14 protein-coding genes are annotated in these 17,066 nt (G+C 65.5%); 8 read left to right on the top strand and 6 right to left on the bottom strand.

Going from position 1 to position 17,066, the window contains the following annotated elements:
* Positions 1–268: 268 nt before the first annotated feature.
* Positions 269–502, bottom strand: coding sequence for a DUF1127 domain-containing protein (locus IVB29_RS33880; protein ID WP_247507771.1), 234 nt, complete (start codon positions 500–502; stop codon positions 269–271).
* A 185-nt stretch (positions 503–687) separates the two neighbouring features.
* Between IVB29_RS33880 and IVB29_RS33875 the strand changes: the two genes are divergently transcribed.
* Complete coding sequence (locus IVB29_RS33875) at positions 688–2,031, top strand: PLP-dependent aminotransferase family protein (protein ID WP_247507770.1); 1,344 nt, start codon at positions 688–690, stop codon at positions 2,029–2,031.
* Between the two features lie 14 nt (positions 2,032–2,045).
* Here IVB29_RS33875 and IVB29_RS33870 read toward each other — a convergent pair whose 3' ends face one another.
* Positions 2,046–2,645 (bottom strand): YdcF family protein, encoded by a 600-nt coding sequence (locus IVB29_RS33870; protein ID WP_247507769.1) that lies wholly within the window; start codon positions 2,643–2,645, stop codon positions 2,046–2,048.
* 98 nt (positions 2,646–2,743) lie between these two features.
* Complete coding sequence (locus tag IVB29_RS33865) at positions 2,744–3,331, bottom strand: hypothetical protein (RefSeq protein WP_247507785.1); 588 nt, start codon at positions 3,329–3,331, stop codon at positions 2,744–2,746.
* 79 nt (positions 3,332–3,410) lie between these two features.
* On the opposite strand from IVB29_RS33865, the gene IVB29_RS33860 reads away from it, so the two are divergent.
* Positions 3,411–3,845, top strand: coding sequence for a hypothetical protein (locus IVB29_RS33860; protein WP_247507768.1), 435 nt, complete (start codon positions 3,411–3,413; stop codon positions 3,843–3,845).
* Between the two features lie 4 nt (positions 3,846–3,849).
* On the opposite strand, the gene IVB29_RS33855 is transcribed toward IVB29_RS33860, so the two are convergent.
* The 3 genes from IVB29_RS33855 to IVB29_RS33845 all read right to left on the bottom strand — a co-directional run bounded on the left by IVB29_RS33855 (position 3,850) and on the right by IVB29_RS33845 (position 8,419).
* A complete protein-coding gene (locus IVB29_RS33855; RefSeq protein WP_247507767.1) occupies positions 3,850–6,249 on the bottom strand; it encodes an EAL domain-containing protein in 2,400 nt (799 codons plus the stop codon).
* 104 nt (positions 6,250–6,353) lie between these two features.
* A complete protein-coding gene (locus IVB29_RS33850; protein WP_247507766.1) occupies positions 6,354–7,772 on the bottom strand; it encodes an MFS transporter in 1,419 nt (472 codons plus the stop codon).
* Between the two features lie 140 nt (positions 7,773–7,912).
* Positions 7,913–8,419, bottom strand: a complete 507-nt coding sequence (locus IVB29_RS33845) for a ferritin-like domain-containing protein (protein WP_247507765.1) — start codon at positions 8,417–8,419, stop codon at positions 7,913–7,915.
* A 422-nt stretch (positions 8,420–8,841) separates the two neighbouring features.
* On the opposite strand from IVB29_RS33845, the gene IVB29_RS33840 reads away from it, so the two are divergent.
* The 6 genes from IVB29_RS33840 (at position 8,842) to gudD (ending at position 17,065) form a co-directional block, all read left to right on the top strand.
* Positions 8,842–9,924, top strand: a complete 1,083-nt coding sequence (locus IVB29_RS33840) for a YbhN family protein (RefSeq protein ID WP_247507764.1) — start codon at positions 8,842–8,844, stop codon at positions 9,922–9,924.
* A gap of 80 nt (positions 9,925–10,004) precedes the next feature.
* The gene (locus IVB29_RS33835) at positions 10,005–11,960 is read left to right on the top strand and encodes a hypothetical protein (RefSeq protein ID WP_247507763.1); all 1,956 of its coding nucleotides are present in this window, start codon (positions 10,005–10,007) and stop codon (positions 11,958–11,960) included.
* Between the two features lie 259 nt (positions 11,961–12,219).
* Positions 12,220–13,572, top strand: a complete 1,353-nt coding sequence (locus IVB29_RS33830) for an MFS transporter (protein WP_247507762.1) — start codon at positions 12,220–12,222, stop codon at positions 13,570–13,572.
* 126 nt (positions 13,573–13,698) lie between these two features.
* Complete coding sequence (locus IVB29_RS33825) at positions 13,699–14,604, top strand: LysR substrate-binding domain-containing protein (RefSeq protein ID WP_247507761.1); 906 nt, start codon at positions 13,699–13,701, stop codon at positions 14,602–14,604.
* A 130-nt stretch (positions 14,605–14,734) separates the two neighbouring features.
* Positions 14,735–15,679, top strand: a complete 945-nt coding sequence (gene kdgD, locus IVB29_RS33820) for a 5-dehydro-4-deoxyglucarate dehydratase (protein ID WP_247507760.1) — start codon at positions 14,735–14,737, stop codon at positions 15,677–15,679.
* A gap of 27 nt (positions 15,680–15,706) precedes the next feature.
* On the top strand, positions 15,707–17,065 hold the full coding sequence (gene gudD / locus IVB29_RS33815) for a glucarate dehydratase (RefSeq protein ID WP_247507759.1): 1,359 nt from the start codon (positions 15,707–15,709) through the stop codon (positions 17,063–17,065).
* The last annotated feature ends 1 nt before the right edge of the window (position 17,066 follow it).

The raw sequence follows: 17,066 nt of genomic DNA, 5'->3' as shown, positions 1-17,066 counted from the left end.
GCCAGCCGGCACCCGGTCTTCCCTGCGCCCTCTTTCAATTGAGGGTAAGGCGATCAAGCAAAGCTCGGGCGAAACAAGCCGCGAGAGGGCGAAGGTGTGTCTATCGTTGAACGAAAGTCTCGTGCCCCGGACGCGGCGCAGCGCTACTTCAGCGGTGCGCTGCAGAGCCGGGGCCCACGCATCAGCGGGTCGCGTGGCCCTTCTGGGTCCCGGCTCTGCGCAGCAGCGTAAGAACGCTGCAGCGCGTCCGGGACACGGGAGAAGGAGTTTACAGATACCGCGTCAGCTCGGCCTTGAACTGCCCGTACACCGCGTCCTCGATCTGGCTGCGATTGATCCCGATGTCGCGCAGGGCGCGGTCGTCGAGTTCGTTCAGCGTCTTGACGGCGGAGCGGCGCTCCAGGCGGTCGAACAGGCCATAAGCGGCGTTGACGAGCGTGCTGAAAAATCCGCTCGACGAGGGGCGTAAGCTCCGCCCGGCAGTTTGCGAAATCGTGGTCATTTTTCTTCTCCGGCCTACTGTCCACGCGGCGAAGCGGATGCCGTTGGCGCCGACGCTGGAAGCGCCTGCACCTTATTTGCCATCGGATTGCTCTCGCTCTCCTCGGCTCAATCGCGGACCTTGATGGAACTTAAATGCTCCAGTACACTACTCGGAGCAAGTGAAACATTGCTCTCGGTGCAATAATGTCCAAGTTCGAGTACGTGAAGCTTGCCGATGCCATTGCCTCGGATATCTCTAACGGCACGTTAAGGGCCGGCGACCGGCTGCCGCCGCAGCGCAATTTTGCTTATGACCGTGGCATTGCAGTCTCGACCGCGAGCCGGGTTTATACGGAGTTGCTCCGCCGTGGCCTCGTCGTCGGCGAGGTCGGCCGCGGTACCTTCATCTCCGGCGACATCAGGCGCGAGGTCGAGGCGCTGAGCGAGCCGCGCGATGCGCGGATCGATTTCGAGGTCAATTATCCGTTATTGCCGCAGCAATGGGCGATGATCGCCAAGAGCCTTGCGGGCCTGGAGCGCGTCGACGCGCTCGAATCTGCGCTGCGCGTCTCGACCAGCACCGGCACCAAGAGCGCGCGCAATGCGGCCGTCGCCTATCTCGCGCGCAAGGATTTTACACCGCAGGCCGAACAGATCGTCTTCACCGCCAACGGCAAGCAATCGCTCGCGGCCGCGCTCGCCGCACTCGTCCCCACCGGCGGCCGCTGCGGCGTCGAGGCGCTGACCTACCCCTACGTCAAGAGCATCGCAGCGCGGCTCGGCATCACGCTGGTCCCGATTCCGATGGATGAATTCGGCGCGCGGCCCGACGCGATCCAGAAAGCGCATCGCGAAGCGCATCTGTCGGCGCTGTATCTCCAGCCGATCATCCAGAACCCGCTCGGGGTCACCATGAACGCGACGCGGCGCGCCGACATCATGCGCGTCGCCGAAAAGCTCGACCTCACCATCATCGAGGACGCCGTCTACGGCTTCCTCGCCGACGACACGCCGCTGGCCGCGCTCGGGCCGGATCGCTGCATCGTGATCGACAGCCTCTCCAAGAAGGTCGCGCCGGGCCTTGCGCTCGGCATTCTCGTCACGCCGCCGCATCTGCGCGAGAGCGTGATGAGCGCGGTCCGCACCGGCGGCTGGATCGCCTCCGGCCACGCGCTCGCCTCCGGGCAGCGGCTGATGGCCGACGGCACCGTCGCCGAACTGACGCGGCTCAAACGCATCGACGCGGCGCGCCGCCAGCAGACTGCGGCACGATTGCTCGCCGGTTACCAGCTCGCGGCCGACCCGCGCTCCTATCATCTCTGGCTGACGCTGCCGCCGCATTGGCGGTCGCAGACATTCGTTGCCGCGGCTGCCCGGCGCGGCATCGCGCTGACGCCGTCCTCGACATTCGCGGTCGCGCATGGTCACGCGCCGAATGCGGTGCGGCTCGCGCTCGCTCCACCCACCTTCGAGCAGCTCGATTCCGGCCTGCGCACGCTCGTCTCGCTGCTCGGCACCAAGGAAGAGGATTTTGATTCGACGGAGTAGCCTCCCTCCGTCCGTCAGCCCTCCGGCCATTCCGCGATGAATCCGCTCGCCTTGTAGGGCTCGATCTTGTCCCATTCGTGCAGGACACGTCGGCGAAACTCGACATCGGTGTGCCAGAGCCCGCGTGGCGTCGCAAAGCTGTCCACGGTCAGGAGCATTTTCTCGACCTCCGGCCAGTGCCGCTGCAGCGTCATCGGATAACGCCGTGCGGTCCAGCTATTGCCGAGGCAGATCACGCTGCGGATATTTTGCAGCCCAAGCGCCGCATCGATGATCGGCAGCGAGAAGATCACGTTCTCGCCGGTGTTCATCGCATCATGTTCCTCGAGAATCCGGTCAGCGGGGATCCCCGCCGCCGCCATCGCCGCCTTGATGATGGTGCACTCGGATTGCTCCGAGCCCGGCGTCACGCCGCCGCTGACAATCGACCAGCGGAACAAGCCCTCGCGCCATAGCCGCGCGGCCGTGTCGGCCCGCAAGCCAACGTCCTCGCGGGTGCCGAACATGAACAACAGGTCGGCCGGCCGGAGCGGCGTATCGATCAGATGCGCGCGGTTGATCTCGGCGATCTCATCCGCCGTAAGCGGCCGCGTGGCGCGATGCATCGTGGACATGGCCGCACGATGCGACACCGGCGCCGGCGCGCGAAGTCACGTTTGATTGCGGCCGGTTGCAGCTAGGGCAGCAAAGCCTCTTACGGCAGCAAAGCCTCCTAGGGCAGCAAAGCCCTGGGCACACGATCGAAACTGTAGCTCTGCGGCTGGTTGCGCCGCACGAAGCCGCCGACCTGCCAGGCGAACAGCGCGGCAAAGCCGAGGATGAACAGCGCGCCGGCGAGCTCGCCGATCATGAGCGCGCGGATCAGCAGGCCCGTCATCGCCGCGGTCAACACCGCCAGGAACGCGAGCACCACCGCATAGGTCTTGCGGCCGAGACCTGCGGTGAGCGCCGCGCGGCTGCCCGCCTGCGCCATCCGCGCGTGCAATTCGACGATGAAGCTGCGAAAATCATTGTCCTGCGGCGCCATCAGGGCCGCGGTCTGCCAGCTCGTCGACAGGATCGCGATGCGGCCGCCGCCGCTGCGGCTGACATCGGCGCGAAAGCGGTGCTGCTGCATCGAGACCGGACGAAACGACAATCGGATTGCACTGATCTCGTCATAGCGCCACAAGCCGGACCGGCCGGAGATGTGCCAGGACAGCCCCTCGTCCGTCAATTCGAAGCGGTGTGCCGAACCGATCAGCGACGCCTTGTAGGCATAGCTCGTGGCTGAAGCGGGCCGCGCCTCGAACAGCTGCATCTTCACGATCAATCCCGTCCGCGCGATCCCGTCTGCGATCCGCTTGCGCGATCGCCCTCGCCCATCCTACAAGCGAGGCATGGCTGACACGACCTTTTTTCCGCGCCGCCTGATTCTCGGCGCCGCCGTGATCTCCGGCGTGCTGCTCGCACTCGCGGTGCACATGCTGGGCGCGCGCTACGGGCTCGACCTCGGCGGCCTCTGGCGTTCCGACACGCATGAGTTCATGCCCGCGGGCGCGGCGATTGCCTGGTGGCTGATCGCGACCGTCGGCTTCTCCGGTGGCTATTTCACGGCATCGTTGATGCAGAGCGCCGTCGACGGCCAGATTCCGCAACGGATGCGGCAATTCCTGATCGCCGTCGGTGTGCTCTTGCTGGCGGGGGCCGGCCAGGTGGCCTCGGCACCGAGCCCGGTCCCGACCATCTCCAGCGTGCTGGCCGGGCTTGCCGCGCTGTGCCTCGGCGCGGTGATGGCGTTCTGCGGCGCGCATTTCGCACTGCGCCGCGGCTAGGACGTTACGCCGACGCCCGCAGCCGTGGCCGTTCCAGCATCAACGCGACGTCGGACGCGGGTCTCGGCATGCTGAACAGATAGCCCTGCACCTGCGTGCAGCCTTCGCGCCGCAACAGTTCGAGCTGCGCGTCGTTCTCGACACCCTCCGCCGTGGTCACGATGCCGAGGCTGCGCCCGAGGCCCGTGACCGCGCGGATGATCGCCATGGAATCCTGGCGGGTCGCAAGCTCCGACACGAAGGAGCGGTCGATCTTGATCTTGTCGAACGGGAAGCTGCGCAAATAGCTCAGCGACGAATAGCCGGTGCCGAAATCGTCCAGCGAAATGCGCACGCCCATGCCGCGCAGCTCGTGCAACGTGGTCAGCGTCGCCTCGCTGTTCTGGAGCAGCACGGATTCGGTGATCTCGAGTTCGAGACGGCGCGCCGCCAGTCCCGAGGCGGCCAGCGCGTCGGTCACGGTCGCGATCAGGTTCGGACTCTTGAACTGCACCGGCGACAGGTTGACGGCGACGTCGACATCGTCCGGCCAGGTGGCCGCATCGGCGCAGGCGCTGCGCAGCACGAACTCGCCGAGCTGGACGATGAGGCCGGTCTCCTCGGCCAGCGGAATGAAGTTGATGGGGGCGATCAGGCCGCGCTGCGGATGGTTCCAGCGCAGCAGCGCCTCGAAGGCGACGACGCGGTCGCTGGCGACGTCGCGGATCGGCTGATAGTAGGGCTCGAATTCGTTCCGTTGCAGCGCCGCGCGCAGATCCATCTCCAGCAGGCGCCGCGCCTGCGCGCGCGCATCCATGCCGGTCTCGAAGAAGCGATAGGTGCCGCGGCCGTCCGCCTTGGCGCGGTACAGCGCGAGGTCGGCGTTCTTCAACAGCTCGTCCGGATTGCTGCCGTCCTGCGGCGACAGCGAGATGCCGATCGAGACACCGATGACGATCTGATGGTCGTCGATCTCGTAAGGCGCCGAGATCACCTCGACGAGCCGGCCGGCAAGCGCTCTCGCCGCAGCTTCCTCGGAACGTCCGATCTGGACCACGGCGAACTCGTCGCCGCCGAGCCGCGCCACGGTGTCATTGTCGCCGACGGTGGCCTTCAGCCTGCGGCCGACTTCCTTGAGCAGCGCATCGCCGATGGGATGCCCCAGCGAGTCGTTGATGTCCTTGAAGTGGTCGAGATCGAGGCAGAGCACGGCGAGCTGGTCGGCCGAACCCGCCCGGCGCAGTCCCTGCTCGAGCTGCTCGTGGAACAGCACGCGATTGGGCAGACTGGTCAGCGCATCATGGCGCGCCATGTGCGAGATCTTCGCCTGTGCCTCCAGCCATTCGGTGATGTCCTCGAAGGTCGCCACCCAGCCGCCGCCCTGCATCGGCTGGTTGACGACGCGGATGGAGCGGCCGAGCCGGTTGACGATTTGGCTGGTCGTGCGTGCCTCGCGCGCGTCGGCCACGAGGCGCGCGAAGAATTCGTCCGCGTCGCCCTGCCACTGGCCCTTGGCCTGCTCTTCCCGCAAGACGTCGACCAGCAGGCGGCCGGTCAGCATGACGTCGGCGCGACCCAGCATCGCCGCATAGCGCTCATTGAACAGCATGATCTTGCCGTCCGCGTCGAACATGCACAGTCCCTGCGACATGTTCTCGAGCGCGGTGTCCAGCACGACTTGCTGGCGTCCCAGTTCGCCCTTGGCACGGCGATCGAGCACAGCCGCCGCGAGCGCGATCGCGATGATCGCGGCTGCGGCACTGGCGGTGAGAATGGACAATGAGGCCGGCGGGATCGACAGGCCGCTGATGACGATCGCGGGATCGGCCGTCAACTCCACGGCGCCCATCGCGGTGAAATGATGTGAGACGATGGCGACGGTCAGCAGCACCGTCGCGCCGAGCGCACCCGCGAGGCTGTCGCGTCGCCCTGCGACGACCAGCGCAAGCGCCCCAAAGACGATGCCGAGGACGATCGAGACCGTCACGGTGCCAGTTGCCCAGCCGATATGCGCCGGTATTTCGAGCGCCATCATGCCGGTGTAGTGCATGGCCGCGACGCCGCTGCCAACGACGGCGCCACCGAGCGCAACCGGGATCGTCCGCGTCGCCGACACCGAGATGCTGAGGCCAATGAAGGTGACCGCGATCGCAAAGATCAGCGACAGCACCGTCACGGGAACGTTGTAGGCGCCGCCTGCACCGGGCCCATAGGCCTGCATCGCGATGAAATGGGTTGCCCAGATACCACAGCCGGCGACGACGGCATCAAGCGCGATCCACGAGACGCGAGCTCCCCCGATCGCCGCACGCGCGCGGTGAAACAGGCTGACGGCCGCCGCGCTCGCGAGCAGACATACCGCGCCGCCGAGTGCGACCAGGCGCCAATCATGCTGGTCCGTGAGACAGTAGAGAACTTGATACATTGCCGGCCCCTATCCAGCCTGCACTAGAGACCGCGGAGGTGGATAGTCGGTAACCGGCTATGTGCTGGTTCCCCGGATGGTGAACGCAAGATGTGTACGTTTGCTCACATTGTTTGTCCTCGCGAGGGTGCGCCCATCCCGATCACGGCCGCAGCGAGCAGCAGGGCGGTGGCCGATACGACCAGCGAGGCGTGCAGGCCCGCCATGAACTCCCCCTCCGAGGCCACAAGCGAGCCGAACAGCGCGACGCCAAGCACGCTGCCGGTCTGCCGCGTCGCGTTCAGGACGCCGGCGGCGATGCCGGAGCGCGCCTTCTCGACGCTGCCGAGCAAGGTCGAGGTCAGCGGCGGCACCAGCAGCCCAAGTCCGCCGCTGATCGCGATCATCTGCGCGCAGATCGTCCAATAACTGGTGTCAGCCTCGATCCATAGCAGGCCGAGACAGCCGATCGCCGAGACGCAGGCGCCGACCACGATGGTTGGGCACGGGCCGATCCGCTCGGCGAGGCGCGGCGCCAGCAGATTGACGGGCAGCACCGCCCCCATCATCGGCACGAAGGCGAGACCGGTCCACCATGCCGACAGCCCGTTGATCCGCTGAAAGTAGAGGCTGAGAACGAAGATCAGGCCGTAGATCGCGATGTTCACGAGCAGGCCGACGATCGCGGTCAGGGTAAACAGCCGGTGACTAAACAGCGACAGCGGCAGCATCGGCTGTGCCGCGCGGCTCTCCCGCCAGACAAACAGCATGGCCAGAACGGCCGCCGCCATGAATGCTGCGATCACCGCAGGATGTTCGAAGCCGAGTGTGCCGCCCTCGATGATCGCACCGGCGAGTGCGCCCAGCGCACCGATCGCCGCAAGCTGGCCGGGGAGATCGATCTCGCGCGAGGGCGCCCGCGTGGTTTCAGTAGCGTAGCGCCAGCTCAGCCAAAGGCCGATGAGGCCGATCGGCAGGTTGACGAGAAAGATCGCGCGCCAGCCGACCAGCGTGATCAGCGCACCACCGACGAAGGGACCGGCGGTGAGTGCAAGGCTCGCGCCGGCAGCCCAGACCGCGACGGCGCGACCGCGCGCGCGATCGTCGGTATAGGCATGATTGAGCAATGCGAGGGAATTCGGCACCAGGATTGCCGCTGCCAGTCCCTGGACCAGCCGCGCTGCGATCAGCACGATGGCATTGGGCGACAGCGCACAGGCCAGCGAGGCCGCGGTGAAGATCGCAAACCCCGCCATAAAGATGCGCTTGGCGCCGATGCGGTCGCCGAGCGCGCCGGCCGTCAGGATGAAGGCGGCAAAGGCGATGGTATAGGCGCTGACGACCCATTGCAGCTCGGCGACACCGCCGCCGAGCGTCCGGCCCATCGCATCGAGCGCGGTGTTGACGATGGTGACGTCGAGTTGCACCACGCCGTAGCCGAGGCTCATCGCCGCGAGCGTGAGGGAGGTCGCAAGGCGCGATGCGCCGCGCGGGGCGCCGTTCGCGTCGTCGAAAGCTTCATATTTGATGGTGTTGGCTCGCATGCTGCCACCTCGATTGCAGCCCCATGCGACATATACGCTTCCAGATCGCCATCATGGTTCGACAATGACCGAATGATGGATGCATCATGTACAAGCGCCGCGCGGATGACCGCGCGGCGCCCTTGCGGCTAAGCCTGGCCTCAGCCCGCCGCCCGCAGATTCACCTTGCTCTCGGCAAGCGTCGTCAGCTTCTTGTCGGTCGCCTTCTCTTCCTCGAGCGTCTTGGCGAGAACGGCGGCGCAATCGTTGCGGCCAAGCTGCTTGGCCCAGGCGATCAGGCTGCCGTAGCGGACGATCTCGTAATGCTCCGCGGCCTGCGCCGCGTTGATCAGGGCGGCGTCCAGCACTGCCTTGTCGGCGACTTCGCCCGCGGTTTCGTCCGCCTCCTCGATGATGCCGTCGATCGCGGGGCAGTCGACCGCCTTCACTTCTGCGCCATGCATCTTGAAGACTTCCTTGAGCCGCTCGACGTGCTGCCTGGTTTCTTCGAGGTGCGTCAAAAAGCCCTGCTTCAACTCCGGATCGGTCGCCTTATCTGCCATTTTCGGCAGCGCCTTGGTGAGCTGCTGCTCAGCGTAATAGATGTCCTGAAGCTGATGCACGAACAGGTCGTTCATGGTCTTGATGTCTTTCGTGAACAGTCCCATCGTTCCGATCCTCTCGGGTTTCGGGAACACGGAGGCATCGGCTTGCAGGAAAAGCCGCTCATTCCGCCATGTTCGATTGCTGATGGGGCGCTAACCAGCGCACAGCACCGACGTTCCAAAAAAGCGGCACCGCTTGCGTTGGAACAACGCCGGCGACGGCCGGACATGAAACGGTGTCAGCATGCGGGGCGCGATCCGGGCCGGTCTCTCGACTCATATGCTTAACGGCCCCGATGTGAACCACGTATGACAAAAGCGGCCGGTCCAACGCAGAACCTATCGTTGTCAAGGGCTGCACAAGTCGCTGTTTTTGCCTTAAATGAGCTACATCATGCCTAGCGATCAAAGCCCATTTCGGGCACTGATCGCACCCGACCGGCCAATGTCTGGCCCGGTCGGTCTTGCCCCCGCCGGGAGGATGAATGCACGGACTGCTGCCTGCGCTGAAGCGCGGCTTCAAGAGATGGATCGGCTGGCGACGGCTCGGCGTTGCGGCGAGCGTGTTCATCATCGCCTTCGCGATCACGACGCTTGTGCGCACTCTCAAACACATCGATACCGGCGTCATCCTGACCGCGTTGACCGAGATTCCCCGGGCCAATATTGGGCTGGCGGCGATCTGCGTCGTCTTCGCGTTCTGTACGCTGACGTTCTACGACTTTTTTGCACTGCGAACGATCGGCAAGAAACACGTGCCCTATCGCATCGCAGCACTCTCCAGCTTCACGTCCTATTCGATCGGCCACAACATCGGCGCCACCGTCTTTACCGGTGGTGCGATCCGTTTCCGGATCTACTCGGACTACGGGCTGAACGCGATCGACGTCGCCAAGATCTGTTTCCTGTCGGGACTGACCTTTTGGCTCGGTAACATCTTCGTGCTCTCGATCGGCATGGTCATCCATCCGGATGCGGCCTCTTCGATGGATCAACTGCCGTCGTCGATCAACCGGCTGATCGGGCTCGGCGGTCTCGCCGCGATCAGCGCCTATCTGATCTGGCTCTGCATGGGCGAGAAGCGTCGCGAACTCGGCCAGAAGGGCTGGAAGGTGGCGCTGCCCTCGGCGCCGCTGACGCTGGTGCAGATCCTGATCGGCGTGGTTGACCTCGGCTTCTGCGCCACGGCGATGTACCTCCTGATGCCGGCCAATCCGCCGATCGACTTCATGTCGCTGGCGGTGGTGTTTATCCTGGCGACGCTGATCGGCTTTGCCAGCCATGCGCCCGGCTCGATCGGCGTGTTCGATGTCGCCATGCTGGTCGCACTGCCCGAATACGGCCGCGAGCAGCTTCTGGCGACGCTGCTGGTCTTCCGCATCCTCTATTTCGTGATCCCGTTCGGCCTCGCCATCTCCATCATGGGCGCGCGCGAGCTCTGGATGAACGTGGTCAAGCCCTGGCAGGAGCGCCGGCGGCTGGCCGAGGCCTGCGTCCAGGGCAACCTGCCCAAGCAGGTGGCAGAGATGGAACGCGAACGGGCGCTGCGACAGGCTAGCAAGCGATAAAAGCGGCCAGACAAAGGTTGCAGGCGGAGGAGCAATGCTCTCTTATTTCCGCCTCAACTTTGCCGTTGAACACGCGGGCCATGATCCAAACATCTCTTCGCACCTTGTTTGCAGGGGCCCTGCTGCTTGCCGGGATACTGACGTCGTTGCCGCTCCAGCGCGCCACCGCGCAGGACGCCGGCGCGATGCAAATATCCTGGGAGGTGCGCAATCGCTTCCGGCTGTTCCGGGAGGAGCGTGACTTCCAGCTCCATGTCGAGAATGCGCGTAACCGCAGCATCCTCGCCGCCGAGCAGTCGCTGGAGCTCCAGAGCGAGGGCCGCGGCTGGGCCCGCAACATGGTCAACCGGCTCTGCATCGACCTCCAGGGCCGGGTCAACCAGCCCTGCACCCGCGACAACGTCAAAGAGGACTACATCACTCCGATCGACCACCCCGTGACCGTGCGCCTGACCGGCGCGGTGCCCGTCGGCGCCACTTGCGCCTGGTCGTTCGACGACGGCGACGGGCCGCAGACCTCGACCTTCGATTGCGCCGAGCCGATCAATTTGCGCGTCCGCTACGGCAAGCAGACGGTTGCAAGCGTCGACGTCTCCTCCGGCGCCGATCCGACCCAGCGCGTCCAGACCGAAATCCAGGTCCGCGACGTCTTCATCGCCGGTCTCGGCGACAGCATCGCCTCCGGCGAAGGCAATCCGGATCGGCCGCTGCCGCTCTCGGACGAGGGCTTCTGCTTCCGCTCCTATCTCGGCACTGCCGGCGGCGGCCAATACTACCGGCCGAGCCGGGCCGGGTATAAGGGCGGCCGCGCCTGCGAGGCGCCGGATACGCTCGCCAACTGGCAGCGCTACAGCGCGCTCTGGTTCAATTCGCCCTGCCATCGCTCGCTCTACAGCTACCAGGCCCGCACCGCGCTGGCGCTAGCGGTCCGCTACACCCACATCGCGGTGACCTTTCTGCCGCTTGCCTGCACCGGCGCCAGCATCGGCGACGGGCTACTCGGCTCACAGCGCGCCCGCGAATGTCCGCCCGGCAAGACCGGCGTCTGCAACACCAGCGTGAATGCGCAGGTCGCCGAGCTGCGCGAGGCGCTCACCGCGGCGAAGAAACGCCAGCCGGACCGCACGCTCGACCTCGTCCTGCTCTCGGTCGGCGCCAACGACATTTATTTCTCCGGCCTCGTCGCCGACGTCATCGTCGATACCGCAACCGAGCGCGCGCTGTTTCGCCGCTCCGGCGTGATGGCGAGCGTCGATGATTCCCGCGATGCACTACAGCGCGAGCTGCCGCAGAATTTCGTCAAGCTGCGCGAGGCCTTGAAGCCGCTGGTCGGCGGCGATCTCTCGCACGTGGTCTACGTCTCCTACGCCAATCCGGCACTCGCCGACGATGGCGTGCCCTGCCGCGGCGGCCGCGCCGGCTTCGACATCCATCCCGCCTTCAACGCCGATCCGCAACGCCTCGCCCGCGTCTCGACCTTCGTCGACACCGAGTTCCTGCCGCAACTGAAGGGCCTCGCCACCTGTACGCGCGGGGCGCTGTGCCGCGATCCCGAAGCCGACCGCATGACCTTCGTGGATTCGCATCAGGCGGCGTTCGCCGATCACGGTTTTTGCGCGCATTCGGGCAATGACCCCGAATTCGACCGCACGTGCTTTGCCGAGAACGGCAAGAGCTTCAATCCCGACATCGTGAGCGCCGCAAGCCAGCCGATGCTGTGCGGCCGCGGCGCCTCGGAGTATCGCGCCTACCTGCCCCGCGCGCGCTGGATCCGCGACGCCAATGACAGCTATTTTGCTGCGATGACCTATCCGCAAGGGCTACCGGCCGCGAGCCAGCCGACCGACATCCACGACGCGACCTGGGGCGTGCTCTCGGCGGTGTATGGCGGCGCCGTGCATCCGAGCGCAGAAGGACACGCTGCGATGGCGGATGCCACGCTGCCGGCCGCAAGCGCGGTGCTCGGCCTTGATGCCGTGCCGCCGGGTGTCACGCGCGGACTGCTCGCGCCACTGCTGCCGGGCGTGCAGCGGTAAGCGCGCGCGCAGGCGCGCTCCCCAACATTCGGTGTCATCGCCCGCGAAGGCGGGCGATCCAGTACTCCGTGACTGCAGTGATTGAATCGAGAAGCCGCGGCTTACTTCATTGCCTTCGCGGGGAACGACGACAGTGTGCCCCGACGTTCCATCAATCCAAAGACGGCATCGATCGATACTCCCTTCAACTTGGACACTTTGCCGCGCGCGCCTCTAGGAGTCGCATCGAGGAAACATTTCGAGTTCAAGGAGGCGCGTGATGAGCGCAGTGGTGTCCGCAACGGACGTGAGGAGGTCTCGCGTCAGGTTGTTCATCGTGACCATGTTGTTCTTGGTCACGACCGTGAACTATGCCGACCGCGCCACGCTCTCGATCGCGGGCTCCGCGCTCTCCAAGGAACTCCATCTCGATCCCGTCGCCATGGGCTGGATCTTCTCGGCTTTCGGCTGGTCCTATGTCGCCGCGCAGGTGCCGGGCGGATGGCTGCTCGACCGTTACGGCTCGCGCCTCGTCTATGCCTTCAGCATCATCGTCTGGTCGCTGTTCACGATGATGCAGGGCTGGGTCGGCTTCCTCAGCGCCGGCACGGCTATCACCGTGCTGTTCGCGCTTCGCCTCCTGGTCGGTGTCGCGGAAGCGCCGTCCTTCCCCGCCAATGCCCGCATCGTCGCGGCCTGGTTTCCAGGCAATGAGCGCGGCACCGCGTCGGCCTTCTTCAACTCGGGGCAGTATTTCGCGACCGTGATCTTCGCGCCGCTGATGGGCTGGATCGCGCATGATTACGGCTGGCGCTACGTGTTCTTCGTGATGGGCGGGCTCGGCGTCATCATGGGCCTGGTCTGGATCAAGACCGTGTACGGCCCGAAGGAGCATCCCGGCATCAATGAGGCCGAGTTCGACTACATCAGGGAAGGCGGCGCGCTGGTCGACCTCGATGCGCCCAAAGACGATCTGAAGCGCGAGCGCGCGCCCGAGTCCGGCTCCGGATGGGACCACATCCGCCAGTTGCTCTCCAACCGCATGATGCTCGGCGTCTATCTCGGCCAGTACTGCATCAACACGCTGACCTATTTCTTCCTGACCTGGTTCCCGGTGTACCTCGTCAAGGAGCGCGGCCTGTCGATCCTGCAAGCCGGCTTCGTCGCGACGCTGCCGGCGCTGTGCGGCTTCATCGGCGGCGTGCTCGGCGGCGTCATCTCCGACGCTATCCTGCGCAAGACCGGCTCGCTGACCATGGCACGGAAAATCCCGATCGTCGGCGGCATGCTTCTGTCGATGTCGATCATCGCCTGCAACTATGTCGACGGACAGGCGCTGGTGGTCGGCTTCATGGCGCTCGCCTTCTTCGGCAAGGGCATCGGCGCGCTCGGCTGGGCGGTCGTCTCCGACACCTCGCCCAAGGAAGCCGGCGGCGTCTCCGGCGGCCTGTTCAACACCTTCGGCAACCTCTCCTCGATCTCTACGCCGATCGTGATCGGCTACATCCTGGCCGCGACCGGCTCCTTCAACGGGGCGCTGCTGTTCGTCGGCGCCAACGCGCTGGTGGCGGCATTCGCCTACCTCGTGATCGTCGGCAAGATCGAGCGGGTGGTGCTCAAACGTTCCTCCTGAGCGCTCCGAGTGATCGGAGCGGGACAGGCAACTCAACGGCGGCTTCTTCAGCCGCCGTCTTTGTTTTGGGAGTGATCGATGCTAGAAGCGCCGGGGAAACGCCTTATTCATCTAAGGCATGTATCGATGTTCGACCTCAACCAGCTCCGCTGTTTCGTCACGGTGGCCGAAGAACTGCATTTCGGCCGCGCCGCCGTGCGCCTGAACATGACCCAGCCGCCGCTGTCGCGGCAGATCCAGGTGCTCGAGCACATCATCGATGCGCCGCTACTGGAGCGCACCAGCCGCTCGGTACGCCTGACGCCTGCGGGGCGCAGCTTCCTGCCGGAGGCGCGGCGCATCCTGAAGCTGGCGGAAAGCGCCTCGCAGGTCGCCCGCCGCATTGCGCTCGGAAAAACCGGCTCGCTGAAGATCGGCTTCACGGCCGCCGCCGCCTACGGCTTCCTTCCCGAGCTCGTCGCGGCCTGCCGCGCCAGGCTGCCGGAGGTGGACTTCTCGCTGAAGGAGATGGTCTCAGGCGACCAGTTCGAGGCGCTGACATCAGGTCAGATCGATGCAGGCTTGCTCCGGCCGCCGATCGCGCGGCCGGAAATCGCCAGCCGCCGCGTCGTCGCCGAGCCCCTGCTCGCCGCGATCCCGAAAAAGCATCCGCTGGCGAATGCGGAAACCATCACCATCAAGGATTTCGACGGCCAGCCCTTCGTGATGTATTCGCCTTATGAGAGCCGCTACTTCCACGACCTCCTGGTCGCGCTGTTCACCCGGGCCGACGTGCTGCCGCGCTATGTCCAGCATCTCAGCCAGATCCACTCGATCCTCGCAATGGTCCGCGCCGGCCTCGGCCTTGCGATCGTGCCGGCCGCGGCCGCCGGCTTGAAAATCTCCGACGTCCGCCTGCGGCCCCTGAAGCTGCGCACGCGCATCCCCGTCGAGCTGTTCATGGTCTGGCGCCGCGACAACGAGGATCCGCTGCTGGCGGCGCTGGTCAAAATCGCCGGCGAATTGTCCTCCGCGGAGGTGATGGAGGATTGATGCTCAATCCGCATCGGTCGATATAGGCTTTGGCTTGGACGCGCATCGAACGGTCTCCTAAACCACGGCGCATGGACGCGGAGGCCTCAAGCCCCCCTCCTCCACAACACGCAATCAGGGAGCAGCGCTCATGAGCAAAATGACCCCCCAGGAAATGGCCCAGAAGATCGGATCGGGCCTCCTGTCCTTCCCCGTCACGCCGTTCAAGGCTGACTATTCCTTCGACGAGGCAACCTACCGCGCCAACATGGACTGGCTGTGCGGCTATGACGTCGCCGGTCTGTTCGCCGCCGGCGGCACCGGCGAGTTCTTCTCGCTGACGCCGTCTGAAGTGCCGCATGTCGTCAAGATCGCAGTCGAAGAAACCAAGGGCCGCGTGCCCGTGCTCGCCGGCACCGGCTACGGCACCGCCACCGCGCGCGAGATCGCGATCGGCGCGGAAAAGGCCGGCGCCGACGGCCTGCTGCTGCTGCCGCCCTATCTCACCCATGCCGAGCAGGACGGCCTTGCCGCCCATGTCGAGGCGATCTGCGCCTCCGTGAAGATCGGCGTCATCGTCTACAACCGCGACAACGCCATCCTCCAGCCCGATACGCTGGCCCGCCTGGCCGAGCGCTGCCCGAACCTGGTCGGCTACAAGGACGGCATCGGCGACATCGAGCTGATGACCCGCGTCTACACCAAGCTCGGCGATCGCCTGACCTATGTCGGCGGCCTGCCGACGGCCGAGACCTTCGCGCTCCCCTATCTCGACATGGGCGTGACGACCTATTCTTCGGCCGTGTTCAACTTCGTTCCGGAGTTCGCGACCAACTTCTACGCCGCCGTGCGCAAGCGCGACCATGAGACGATCAATGCCGGGCTGAAGAATTTCATCCTGCCGCTGATCGCGATCCGCAACCGCAAGAAGGGTTACGCGGTCTCGATCATCAAGGCCGGCATGAAGGTGATCGGCCGAGATTCCGGGCCGGTTCGCCCGCCGCTGACCGATTTGACCGAGCAGGAGATGGCGGAAGTGGCCGCGCTGGTGCAAAATCTGCCCGCCATCCGATCGTCACAACAGGCTGCAGAATAAGAGGAAGACAACAGGGAGGTGCGTGCGATGGCCCAGACTGACATTTCCGGCGCGTCAGTCGCTGGTGCACCGGTCGTCACATCGATGCAGGTGATTCCGGTCGCGGGCCGCGACGGCATGCTCCTCAATCTGAGCGGCGCGCATGCGCCGTTCTTCACCCGCAACATCGTCATCCTCACCGACAATGCCGGCCACACCGGCGTGGGCGAGGTGCCGGGCGGGCAAAAGATCTGGCAGACGCTCCAGGACGCGCGCGATCTCGTGATCGGCAAGACCGTCGGCGCGATGAACAACATCCTCGCTGACGTTCGCACGGCCTTCGCCGACCGCGACGCCGGCGGCCGCGGCAAGCAGACGTTTGACCTGCGCGTGATGATCCATGCGGTCACGGCGATCGAATCCGCGCTGCTCGACCTGCTCGGCCAGCATCTCAATTTGCCGGTCGCAGCGCTGCTCGGCGAAGGCCAGCAGCGTAAGAGCGTCGAGACGCTCGGCTATCTCTTCTTCGTCGGCGATATCAGCAAGTCGAAGCTCGACTACGTCAAGGGCGAGACCGGCAAGCCCGACTGGTTCAACCTCCGCCATCAGGAGGCGATGACGCCCGAGACCGTGGTGCGGCTCGCGGAAGCGACCCACGACCATTACGGCTTCGCCGATTTCAAGCTCAAGGGCGGCGTGCTGCGCGGCGAGCAGGAGATCGAAGCCGTCACCGCGATTGCAAAGCGCTTCCCCAATGCACGCGTCACGCTCGATCCCAACGGCGCCTGGTCGCTCGACGAGGCGATCGGCCTCTGCAAGAACATGCACGGCATCCTCGCCTACGCCGAGGACCCCTGCGGCGCGGAAGGCGGCTTCTCCGGCCGCGAGATCATGGCCGAGTTCCGCCGCACCACGGGCCTGCCCACAGCGACGAACATGATCGCCACCGACTGGCGCCAGCTCTCCCACGCGCTGCGCCTCGGCGCGGTGGACATTCCGCTGGCCGATCCCCATTTCTGGACCATGCAGGGATCGGTGCGCGTCGCCCAGACCTGCCGTGACAACGGCCTGACCTGGGGCTCGCACTCCAACAACCACTTTGACATCTCGCTCGCCATGTTCACCCATGTCGGCGCCGCCGCCCCCGGCAAGGTCACCGCGATCGACACGCACTGGATCTGGCAGGACGGCCAGGCGCTGACCAAAGAGCCGCTCCAGATCAGGGGCGGCAAGATCGCCGTGCCGGATCGCCCTGGCCTCGGCATCGAGATCGACCGCGCCGCCATCGAAGCGGCGCATGAGCTCTACAAGAAGCATGGACTTGGCGCCCGTGATGACGCTATGGCCATGCAGGACCTGATCCCGGGCTGGACCTTTGACGACAAGCGTCCGTGCCTAGTTCGCTAAG

The sequence above is a fragment of the Bradyrhizobium sp. 1 genome (assembly GCF_023073315.1).
GTDB lineage: Bacteria > Pseudomonadota > Alphaproteobacteria > Rhizobiales > Xanthobacteraceae > Bradyrhizobium.
Note: the sequence above shows the minus strand (reverse complement) of the source record. Positions and strands in the feature narration are given on the sequence as shown.

Bases quoted from the DNA above. Each gene is read 5' to 3' on its own strand.
- IVB29_RS33845 (WP_247507765.1), bottom strand. From the start codon at position 8,419: ATGGGACTGTTCACGAAAGACATCAAGACCATGAACGACCTGTTCGTG.
- IVB29_RS33880 (WP_247507771.1), bottom strand. From the start codon at position 502: ATGACCACGATTTCGCAAACTGCCGGGCGGAGCTTACGCCCCTCGTCG.
- IVB29_RS33840 (WP_247507764.1), top strand. From the start codon at position 8,842: ATGCACGGACTGCTGCCTGCGCTGAAGCGCGGCTTCAAGAGATGGATC.
- IVB29_RS33865 (WP_247507785.1), bottom strand. From the start codon at position 3,331: ATGCAGCTGTTCGAGGCGCGGCCCGCTTCAGCCACGAGCTATGCCTAC.
- gudD (WP_247507759.1), top strand. From the start codon at position 15,707: ATGGCCCAGACTGACATTTCCGGCGCGTCAGTCGCTGGTGCACCGGTC.
- kdgD (WP_247507760.1), top strand. From the start codon at position 14,735: ATGAGCAAAATGACCCCCCAGGAAATGGCCCAGAAGATCGGATCGGGC.
- IVB29_RS33860 (WP_247507768.1), top strand. From the start codon at position 3,411: ATGGCTGACACGACCTTTTTTCCGCGCCGCCTGATTCTCGGCGCCGCC.
- IVB29_RS33825 (WP_247507761.1), top strand. From the start codon at position 13,699: ATGTTCGACCTCAACCAGCTCCGCTGTTTCGTCACGGTGGCCGAAGAA.
- IVB29_RS33875 (WP_247507770.1), top strand. From the start codon at position 688: ATGTCCAAGTTCGAGTACGTGAAGCTTGCCGATGCCATTGCCTCGGAT.
- IVB29_RS33855 (WP_247507767.1), bottom strand. From the start codon at position 6,249: ATGTATCAAGTTCTCTACTGTCTCACGGACCAGCATGATTGGCGCCTG.
- IVB29_RS33830 (WP_247507762.1), top strand. From the start codon at position 12,220: ATGAGCGCAGTGGTGTCCGCAACGGACGTGAGGAGGTCTCGCGTCAGG.
- IVB29_RS33850 (WP_247507766.1), bottom strand. From the start codon at position 7,772: ATGCGAGCCAACACCATCAAATATGAAGCTTTCGACGACGCGAACGGC.
- IVB29_RS33835 (WP_247507763.1), top strand. From the start codon at position 10,005: ATGATCCAAACATCTCTTCGCACCTTGTTTGCAGGGGCCCTGCTGCTT.
- IVB29_RS33870 (WP_247507769.1), bottom strand. From the start codon at position 2,645: ATGTCCACGATGCATCGCGCCACGCGGCCGCTTACGGCGGATGAGATC.